At 50.8% G+C, this 2,342-nt stretch carries 2 protein-coding genes and 1 pseudogene; 2 read left to right on the top strand and 1 reads right to left on the bottom strand.

The genetic code is table 11. The features are described 5' to 3' along the window. A pseudogene (locus ACYJ11_RS21280) lies at positions 1–277 on the top strand (hypothetical protein); the annotation flags it as partial. A 192-nt stretch (positions 278–469) separates the two neighbouring features. Here the strand turns inward: ACYJ11_RS21280 and ACYJ11_RS21275 are convergent. Then, positions 470–985, bottom strand: coding sequence for an HNH endonuclease (locus ACYJ11_RS21275; protein ID WP_461649381.1), 516 nt, complete (start codon positions 983–985; stop codon positions 470–472). Between the two features lie 257 nt (positions 986–1,242). Here ACYJ11_RS21275 and ACYJ11_RS21270 point away from each other — a divergent pair, with 257 nt between their 5' ends. Further along, positions 1,243–1,707 (top strand): hypothetical protein, encoded by a 465-nt coding sequence (locus tag ACYJ11_RS21270; RefSeq protein WP_461649380.1) that lies wholly within the window; start codon positions 1,243–1,245, stop codon positions 1,705–1,707. The last annotated feature ends 635 nt before the right edge of the window (positions 1,708–2,342 follow it).

The raw sequence follows: 2,342 nt of genomic DNA, 5'->3' as shown, positions 1-2,342 counted from the left end.
GTGGACGAGACTTGACGCCGACCACGACGCTGTTGAGGTTGCATACATCGCTGACAACCACGGGACGCCGTCGGTTGCAGCCGTGTTTGAGGGGGCTGACAGCGAGTTGGAGGCGCTTGAGTTCACGCTGACGGAGTGGCAAGAGAACGACGGCAATCCTCGCGAGGCAAGGCCAAATCGGCACTGTGTCACGACTGACGGTGACGGGGCCTACGCCCAACTCCGGTCGCATCTGTTGACCTTCGAGGTCGAGCCGATGGAGGCACTCGAAGTGTAAGTTACTCCAGCGGTCAGCACATATATCTCGGGTAATATAAGACTGCGTCAGACGATATCAATGGATGTCTCGGGACAGGTTTTAAAAATACCATGTATTTTATATCCGTGCGATACAGAGTTCCAACTGGTTCAGGACGGGCCCTAGTGAATTACTGGGTGCCCTGTTCACATCAGGCCAGCGGCGGCACTCTCACATATAGTGGTGCGCTCCTAAGGGACTGTACTGGATGTCATCTCTTTCAGCTAGTACCTCGTCAAGCCGTCGCAGCTCGCCGAGCGGGATATGCCAAGCTTGGTATGGGGCACTATTTGCGAGACCGAACACCGGTTCAATTCTGTGGTCAAGCGCGAGTTCAGACAGAGCAGGGAACTGGCAGTTCCAGAGATGCCGGAACAGGCGGAAATCTTTCTGGATCATATCTCCTGTAGACATGAACCGGACTGTAGGTGCGTGATCGCGCTCCCCGTGCTTTGCTTCATGACACCGCCTGCACTCTGTGGCTTTATTACGGATCGTATTCGGGCCCCCTTTTCCAACCGGGATAACGTGGTCAACATCTAGGTGTGATATGTCGTCGAATTTTTCTCGACAGCAGATGCAAGTGTAACGATCGCGCTCGTGAACTGCGAGTTTAGCCTGATACGTCGAACTGTACTGTTTGTCGGGTGCGTTCTCGTCTTCGCCTGTTGCGGTCTCATTTTCCATACTCATGGCTGGTCGGGTGTCGAGTCGGTGAGGTGCCAGTTGGTTCAGGACGGGCCCCGACTTCGATGATTTTGTCGCCGTCGGATACGACAAGAATTACTGGTGCATGAGGAACAAAAAGCTTCCCGGTCGGTGGTATACTCAGTGTATACATTTATAAATCACCAACACATATAACCATCTCAAAGTTGCAGATATTAAAAACATTGGTAGAATACATACACAGAATTTATGTTTATAAATGAAATATCGCGTTTATGACTCCCAACGACATTTCATATGGAGATAGCGTCGTGGTAGAACGTTTTGGGGATGATATCGTTGTCAACAAGCACGACGTCTCAACTATCATTTTTTCCAGCTCTCGACTTCTAGAAGCAGAGTTGCCATTGACAACTGCTGATTTAGATTACAATCCGTGGATCATATCTCGGTATTGGGTTGACACCCCACAGCATCACTACGTATTTTCGAATTCTTGGACAGGTGCAAAACGCCAAGCGCTCTGTTGGGCCGCAATAATGCAGAAGACTGGTCTCAGAACGATGGAATCAGATTCTAACGTAGTCCCCATCGAGGTCGCTACTCTTGGAAAACCATACATCGCCGCTTATCTCTACGCAGTCCATGAATTCGAAATTGACGAGATTGCAGAAAAACTGGATCTCACAGAGCAAAGCGTGTCTCAGTACCTGACCGATGTCGGCAAATCAAGACGATGAATCTGCTTGCTGCCGTGACCACTAACACTCGTCACCACGATGGGACTGGTTCGTTCTGCTCTTGAGAATAGCGCCCACTGAGCGAGGATTGAGCGCCCTCGGTTCTGAGATCACACGGATCACCCGCTTACGAGCAGACTCAGATTCAACTTGTCTAGCACCCACCGCTACTCAACAGAGCAATAGAAAGCAAGCAAGGCGGCGGCACCTATAATGAGGGGTTTTAGTGGCTCCAAGCTAGGGTCCGTTCTCTTAATCCAAGTGTTTTTGAGTGAACTCAGTAATGGGACCATAGAAAATATACAGGTTGTGCCAATTATAAATATAGGTCGTCCAGAAAAGACTACGCTCGATACGCAGGTATACCCTCCAGTTTTCACTCGTCTCCGCAGATGAATAAACTATATTCAGCGGCTGATCTCATAGACCAAGACCCATTTTTTGGCCCCCAGTCGGGTGCGGGGCGGTCCAGTGAGGGCGTCCCGACAGTACCCATGGCATCGAAGACCACCAACAGCGATCAAACCGGAGAACAGCAACCAAAAGCCGATTCCACCGAAGCGCAGTTCCCAGACCTCACAGTCCACGCCGAGGGGACCGCAGATCGACTTCGGCGTGTGAATGAACCCGGGAAG

The organism is Haloarcula sp. H-GB5 (assembly GCF_054850705.1).
Note: the sequence above shows the minus strand (reverse complement) of the source record. Positions and strands in the feature narration are given on the sequence as shown.